The sequence below is a fragment of the Chelatococcus sp. YT9 genome, assembly GCF_018398315.1.
In the GTDB taxonomy this organism is placed as follows: domain Bacteria; phylum Pseudomonadota; class Alphaproteobacteria; order Rhizobiales; family Beijerinckiaceae; genus Chelatococcus.
On record NZ_JAHBRW010000001.1, the window covers coordinates 4,360,758 to 4,368,288 of the forward strand.

Consider the following 7,531-nt stretch of genomic DNA (forward strand, 5'->3'; position numbering starts at 1 on the left):
GGTCGCGTTCGGTTACCGGCGGGAGACTAAGTGATGGAAGATAGCCGCGGATTCGACGATTTCGATTCCGAAGCTGATACCCTGCATGAGGAATGCGGGGTATTCGGCATTTATGGCCACCCCGATGCCGCTGCAATCACCGCCCTCGGCATGCATGCGCTGCAGCATCGCGGTCAGGAAGCAGCAGGCATCGTGTCCTTCGATGGCACCCGCTTCCAGTCGGAGCGCCACCTCGGCCTTGTCGGCGACAATTTCTCCGATCCCGCCACGATCGATCGGCTCAAGGGCCATATGGCGATCGGACACACCCGTTATTCGACGACGGGCGCCACGATCTTGCGCAACGTTCAGCCCCTCTTCGCGGAACTCGCGAGCGGCGGATTTGCTGTTGCGCATAATGGCAACCTTACGAATGGTCTCACGCTCCGGCGCAGGCTTGTCGCCGAGGGCGCGATCTGCCAGTCGACCTCGGACACGGAAGCGATCCTCCACCTCGTGGCCCGCTCTCGCCGCACGCGCTTCCTGGAGCGCTTCATTGACGCGCTCCGGCAGATCGAGGGCGGCTATGCCATCGTCAGCCTGACCAACAAGAAGCTCATTGGCGCACGTGACCCGCTGGGGATTCGCCCGCTGGTGCTTGGCGAACTCGATGGCCATTACATCCTCGCCTCCGAGACCTGCGCGCTCGACATCATCGGCGCTCGCTTTGTCCGGGACATCGAGAATGGTGAAGTGGTGGTCATCTCAGAGGCCGGCCTCGAGAGCCACCGGCCCTTCCCGGCCCAACCGGCCCGCCCCTGCATCTTCGAGTATGTGTATTTTTCCCGTCCGGATTCGGTCGTGAACGGACGCTCGGTCTATGGTGTGCGCAAGGCCATCGGCGCGACCCTGGCGCAGGAAGCCCCGGTCGATGCGGATATCGTCGTGCCGGTGCCGGATTCCGGCGTGCCTGCGGCGCTCGGTTTCGCCCAAGCCGCCGGCCTTCCCTATGAACTCGGCATCATTCGCAATCACTACGTCGGCCGTACCTTCATTGAGCCAACCCAGGCCATCCGCGCCCTCGGCGTACGTCTGAAGCACTCGGCCAACCGCGCGCTCGTCGAGGGCAAGCGCATCGTGCTGATCGACGACTCGATCGTTCGCGGCACGACCTCGGTCAAGATCGTACAGATGATGCGGGACGCGGGCGCTACGGAAGTCCATTTCCGCATCGCGTCCCCGCCGATCATGTATCCTGACTACTACGGCATCGACATGCCCGACCGCGAGAAGCTGCTCGCGGCGCGCATGAGCCTGGAAGAGATGCGGGAGTTCACCGGGGTCGACAGCCTGGCTTTCGTATCCGTCGATGGTCTCTATCGCGCGCTCGGAGAGAAGGACGGGCGTAATCCGGCCCAGCCACAGTTCACCGATCACTATTTCACCGGCGATTATCCGACCACGCTGACGGATCTCATGGGGGAGCGCACCTCTCAGCTATCGCTTCTCGCCGAGGCCGGCTGAATAGCGTCCCGCGCTTGTCCGGCGGCAACCGCTTCGCCGGAGAAGCGCGAACTCCCTGCTTTCGCGAAATTTCAGAAGCGGCACGGCAAAACGTTTCCGCTGAGATTGATCTAGAACGGAATGCCCATGTCCCGTCCCCTTGAGGATCGCATCGCGCTCGTCACCGGCGCATCGCGCGGCATCGGCCGCGCCGCTGCTTTGGCCTATGCCCGCGCCGGTGCCCATGTCGTGGCGTTGGCTCGTACGGTTGGCGCGCTCGAGGAGCTTGATGACGAGATCCGGGCCGCCGGCGGGAATGCCACGCTCGTCCCTGTCGATCTCAATGACTATGAGGGGTTGGACCGCCTGGGCGCCGCGCTCCACGAGCGCTGGGGCAAACTGGACATCCTCTTGGCGAATGCCGGCGTTCTCGGCGTGCTCTCGCCTCTCGGCCATGTCGAGCCGAAGGTTTGGGATAATGTCATGGCGATCAACGTGACCGCCAACTGGCGGCTGATCCGATCACTGGACCCGCTGCTCCGTGCCTCCGACGCCGGTCGCGCCATCTTCCTGTCCTCGGGCGCCGCTCATTCCTGCCGCGCGTTCTGGGGCCCCTACGCGGCCTCCAAGGCAGCCGTCGAGGCCATGGCACGAAGCTATGCCGCCGAGACTGAGAAGTCCGCCCTCCGCGTCATGTTGGTCAATCCCGGCCCGTTGCGCACCGCCATGCGCCGCGCCGCGATGCCGGGCGAGGATCCTGAGACGCTCAAGACGCCCGACGACTTGGCTCCCCATCTCGTCACGCTGGCCTCGCCTGACTGGACGGAAACCGGCAAGATCTTCGACTTTCCTGCCGGACGGGTCCTGACGCCGCAAATGCCGGCCTGAACGCCTACCGACCAACGTCTCATCGGTCGTTCGGGGCCTTGCCCCAGCGAGGAACCCGGAATGCCGGGTCATCCAGTCTCAGATATGGGCGCTCTGCAAAATAGCGCAGCCACTCGGCTGCGCCTCATCTCTTATCCGTGCTGGATATCAGCGCTTTTTCTTGTCGTAGGGGTTGTCGCCCTGACGCAGCGAGAGGCGGATTGGCGTACCCGGAAGATTAAATGTCTCGCGTAAGCCATTGATGAGATAGCGGGAATATGACGTTGGCAGAGATGCCAACTGATTGCCGAAGACTGCGAAATGCGGCGGCCGGCTCTTCACCTGCGTCATATAGCGGATCTTGATGCGGCGGCCCGAGACGGCGGGTGGCGGATGCGAGGCCGTGGCATCGGCCAGCCACTTGTTGAGTTGCGCGGTGGAGATGCGGGTGTTCCACACTTCATGGGCGGCGACCACAGCCTCCATCAAGTGATCGATGCCACGTCCGGCGAGGCCTGACAGCGGGACGATCGTCACGCCCTTTACCTGGGACAGAAGCCGCGCCGCCTCTTCCTTGAGGGTCTTGAGCAGGCCGGGTTGATCCGCGACGAGATCCCATTTGTTGAGCCCGATGACAAGCGCCCGCCCCTCGCGCTCGATGAGGTCCACGATAGTGAGATCCTGCTTCTCGAAAGGAATGGTGGCGTCAAGCAGCACGACGACGACCTCCGCGAAACGCGCTGCCCGTAAGCCGTCGGCAACGGAGAGTTTCTCGAGCTTGTCATCGATACGGGCGCGCTTCCGCAGACCCGCCGTATCAAACAGCTTGATAGGCCGACCGCGCCATTCCCAGTCGAGAGAGATGGAATCACGCGTGATCCCGGCCTCAGGGCCGGTGAGCAGACGGTCTTCGCCCACCATGCGGTTGATGAGCGTCGACTTGCCTGCATTGGGCCGACCTACTATGGCGATGCGAATAGACCGTGATGTCCCGTCCTCGTCGTCCTCTTCGTCAGGAGCGGGTAGATGGGCCGCAAGCGCGTCATAGAGGTCGCTCGTGCCTTCGCCGTGCTCGGCCGAGATCGGCACGGGATCACCGAGGCCGAGCGTGAAGGCCTCATAGGACGCCTCGAGCCCACTACGCCCCTCCGCCTTGTTGGCGAGGAGCACGACCGGCTTGCCCGACTTGCGGACGAGATCCGCGAACTGCCGGTCGGAGGGGGTGACGCCGGTACGGACATCAATGACAAAAAGAATGACGTCCGCCGCCATGACGGCCGCCTCGGTCTGGGCGCGCATGCGACCGGTCAGGCTGTCGGCGTCCGCCTCCTCGAGCCCTGCGGTATCAACGACGGTGAAGGTCAGGTCACCGAGATGGGCCTCGCCCTCCCGGCGATCACGCGTGACACCCGGACGATCATCAACGAGCGCAAGCTTCTTGCCGACAAGCCGGTTGAAAAGGGTCGACTTACCCACATTGGGACGACCGACGATTGCGACTGTGGCGACCATGATCTCGACTGACAGAAACGACTTTGGGGGACTGGAGCAGGCTATGTCTCAGCTACTTGACCGTGACAGGACCGCCCTTCACGAGCGCAAGGTAGATTTCCGCGCGCTGGCGCATGGCAGCCGGCACGTCGGAATCAGCGGCGATCTGATCGAACCAACGTCCGGCGGCTTCATAATTGCCTGCCTTCAGCGCGGCGAGCCCGAGAAGCTCACGGGCTGAATTCCGCCAAGCCTGCCCAGGGGCGGCAAGCGGGGTCAGCTTCGCCTCGATCGACGAGGTGTCACCAGCGTTGAGGCGCAGCATCGCCGCGCGCAACGTCGCGAGCTGCTGCATCGTCGCCGGGACGCTCGGATCGGTCGACAATGCATCGAAGGCGCTGGCGCCCGCGGCTGCATCCCTCCGGCCGATCTCGGCCGCCAGGCGAAACCGGGCGAGATCACGATAGCCCGTGGGGGCCGTTTTCGCGAGCTCCTGCAGGACGGTCTCCGCCTCGGCTTCCTTGTTGTCGCGCGACAGATCTATGGCCTGCTCGAACTGGTTTCCGGCAGCCTTCGCCGCTTCCGCTTGGCGATAGCGCCAGAAGCTCCATCCGCCAGCAGCGAGCGCAATGATAACGGCCAGGACCGCCAGCAGCGGGCCAAAGCGCCCCCACAATTTGAGATATTTCTCGCGCTTCAGATCGTCTTCGATCTCACGGAAAATGTCGGTCATGAATAGGTGGCCGTCCCAAGCTTGGATCCTGACCCGCGCCAATTGCAGCAGGCCCAAGGGTCGCCTAGCATAGTCGCTGCCTTCTGTCCCGGAAAAGTCGCCTGCCGACCTCAACACCGTGTGTGCATGGAGGCAACGCCGCCGGCCTGCAAGCCAAGCCAAGGAGACGCGGACAGATCGACCGATAAGCCGAATGCGCGTTGAAAGCAGACTGACGCTGATGCGCAAGGCCTCTACGGTCACCGCCGCTGCGGCGTCAATCTGCGGCGGGCATCCATAACTTAGTTTATGATTCGTAAACACTTACAGACTGTGCAATCATTCCTGCGTTCGATGCGATCCGAGAGAGCTCAAGGGAAGGGGAAAAACTGCGGGTGCAAGCTTGCCACAGTCAGCGATTTCTGATGACTTACACGCATTGGTTGAATTTGATTTCAATATCTAATTTGAAGCGTGGAGCTTTCAGCACATGCACTGGACCCGAGGTTACGTAACCGATGTCGGTTACACTGCGCATTTCTATCGGGAAATGGCACCCGCGCATCTGGCATTCGCCGCCTTGGTATCTGGCCGTTCGCCCGGCGGGGCCTTTGCGCCGAACCGGATCGTCGAATTGGGTTGCGGGCAAGGCTTCGGTCTCGCCTTGCTCGCTGCGGCCAACCCGCAGATCGCCTTTGAGGGCTATGACTTCAACCCCGCGCATGTGGCCCACGCCTCTCGCCTGATCGCCAATGCGGAGCTCACCAATGTCAGCGTCATCGAGGCGAGCTTCCAGGAGCAGGCGGTCGTCGGGTCGCGCGAACCCGCTGATATTGTCTCCCTCCATGGTATCTGGAGCTGGGTTTCGCCCGATGCCCGCGAAGCGATCCTTTCGATTATACGACAACGCCTTCGGCCGGAGGGGCTGGTCTATATCTCCTATAACTGTCAGCCGGGCTGGGCCTCCCTTCTGCCCATGCGGCAGTTCATGCGTGACATCCGCCAGCGCAACCCCGGCCATTCCGACACGCAGGTCAGCCTTGCGCTCGACCAATTGGCGCAGTTGCGCAACGGCGGCGCAGCCTACTTCACGGCCAATCCGCCGGCCGCCGCCCATCTCGACCACCTGCTGAAGCAGGACAAGATCTATCTCGCGCACGAATATTTCGGCGCGGACTGGGAAATCATGCCCTTCGCCACGGTCGCCGCGATGCTGGATGAAGCCAAGCTCAGCTATGTCGGCTCCGCGACGATCGCGGAAAATCTCGATCAATATGCCGTGCCGCAAGCCCTTCATGAGATGGTGGCAAGCGCCCACGATGTGGGCCTGAGGGAGACCATCCGCGACTACGCCGCCAACAAGCGCTTCCGCCGGGATATATTCTCCCGAGGGCTGACGCCGCTTACGAAGGCGGAACATCGGGAGCTTCTGGAGCGTGTTCGCTTTGTCGGCGTGCGGCCGCGCGAAGAGTTCAAATTCACTTTTCAGGGCCCTCTTGGAGAACTGACCGGAAAGGAGGAACTCTACAAGCCCGTTGCCGATCTCGTCACGCAAAAGCCTGCAACGATCGAGGAACTTCGCGCCCTGCCCGCTTTCCGCAACGAGAGTCTCGGCACATTGCTCGACTGCCTCGCGCTGCTCATCCATTCCCATCAGGTCTTTGCGCTGACACCCGGCATTCCGATCGACCCCGCCCCCTCGCAGCGCTTCAACCGGTGGATCACCGAGCGGCTGAAGATTGGGCGTGTCTATCACTCCATTGCCTCGCCGGTCCTCGGCAGCGGAGTGCCCGTCGACGACTTCGATCTACTTGCCTTGAGTGCCGTCTTCGACGGTTGCCATGAAGACCTGTCCAGCATCACCCGACATGCCTTGAACATCTTCAAAATTCTGGACCGGCGCCCACAACGCGAGGGTAATACTCTCACAGATGACGACGAGGTAACCCGCTTCCTGGAAAACCAGATACAACCAATAATGGAAAACAAATTCCCCCTTTGGAAAAGACTCGGTATCATCTGACTTTTACTATAAACTCGATATTATTTTATTAATTTATAGACAAGAAATGGCATTCCATGATGATAACATTTAGACACCTTCGTTATTTTGAAGCTCTTTCGCGGCACCGGCATTTTGGACGTGCGGCCGAGGAATGTTCCGTTACACAGCCGGCTCTCTCCATGCAAATGCGCGAGCTGGAAACGTTGTTGGGAACCCCGCTGATAGAGAGGCGGCGCGGCGATGTTCAGCTGACGGAGGTCGGCCACGAGGTCGCGCGGCGTGCCCGTGATATCCTGGCGACCGTACTCGATCTGACCGAGTTCACGCGGCGGACAAGCGGCCCGCTCTCGGGGCCGTTCGTTCTCGGCGCCGAGCCTTCCATCGCCCGTTATCTCATTCCCGATACCCTGCCGCAAATCAAAGCCGGCTTCCCGGCACTGGAACTGACGCTCCGCGAAACCATGACCGGCGCTCTCGTGGGCGAATTGATCGCAGGCCGGATCGACGCAATTCTCGTCTCGCTTCCGCTTGAACATCCTGACGTTGAAACGCTACCGCTGTTCGATGAGCACTTGCTCTATGTCACGCCGACGCAGAGCCCCGGCGACCTACCATCCCACATGCTTACGCCGAGCCTTGTGGCCGCAGACCAGCTCGTCCTTCTGGAAGACGGCCATAGCCTGCGCGAACAGATTCTGAGCTACTGCAACGTTCCGCCCGCGCTTGTTCGGCAGCAGAATGGCGCCAGTAATCTCTCGACACTCGTGCAGCTGATTGCCAACGGCTATGGCGTGACGCTCCTGCCCGAAATGGCCGCCGCGGTGGAGGCGGCAGAGGAAAGCCGCGTGAGCCTGTCGCGTTTCAGGGATCCGGTGCCGCTGCGGACGATCGGGCTTGCTTGGCGGCGCAGCTCACCTCGCACCAGCGATTTCCACGCCCTTGGCGAGATCATAGGGTCGGCGGGTCACCAGTTG

6 protein-coding genes are annotated in these 7,531 nt (G+C 61.9%); 4 read left to right on the forward strand and 2 right to left on the reverse strand.

Annotated elements, in window-relative coordinates; genetic code table 11:
* The first annotated feature begins 33 nt into the window (after nucleotides 1–33).
* Both purF and KIO76_RS20045 read left to right on the forward strand, forming a co-directional pair.
* A complete protein-coding gene (gene purF / locus KIO76_RS20040; RefSeq protein ID WP_213324902.1) occupies nucleotides 34–1,503 on the forward strand; it encodes an amidophosphoribosyltransferase in 1,470 nt (489 codons plus the stop codon).
* A gap of 126 nt (nucleotides 1,504–1,629) precedes the next feature.
* A complete protein-coding gene (locus tag KIO76_RS20045; RefSeq protein WP_213324903.1) occupies nucleotides 1,630–2,370 on the forward strand; it encodes an SDR family NAD(P)-dependent oxidoreductase in 741 nt (246 codons plus the stop codon).
* 147 nt (nucleotides 2,371–2,517) lie between these two features.
* Here KIO76_RS20045 and der read toward each other — a convergent pair whose 3' ends face one another.
* Together der and KIO76_RS20055 are read right to left on the reverse strand one after the other, a co-directional pair.
* Nucleotides 2,518–3,861 (reverse strand): ribosome biogenesis GTPase Der, encoded by a 1,344-nt coding sequence (der, locus tag KIO76_RS20050; RefSeq protein WP_249729662.1) that lies wholly within the window; start codon nucleotides 3,859–3,861, stop codon nucleotides 2,518–2,520.
* Between the two features lie 52 nt (nucleotides 3,862–3,913).
* The gene (locus tag KIO76_RS20055) at nucleotides 3,914–4,573 is read right to left on the reverse strand and encodes a tetratricopeptide repeat protein (protein WP_213324904.1); all 660 of its coding nucleotides are present in this window, start codon (nucleotides 4,571–4,573) and stop codon (nucleotides 3,914–3,916) included.
* Nucleotides 4,574–5,042: 469 nt separating this feature from the next.
* On the opposite strand from KIO76_RS20055, the gene KIO76_RS20060 reads away from it, so the two are divergent.
* Nucleotides 5,043–6,575, forward strand: a complete 1,533-nt coding sequence (locus KIO76_RS20060; protein WP_213324905.1) for a methyltransferase regulatory domain-containing protein — start codon at nucleotides 5,043–5,045, stop codon at nucleotides 6,573–6,575.
* 59 nt (nucleotides 6,576–6,634) lie between these two features.
* Nucleotides 6,635–7,531 (forward strand): hydrogen peroxide-inducible genes activator (locus KIO76_RS20065; protein ID WP_213325369.1); only part of this gene is annotated, 897 nt, incomplete at its 3' end.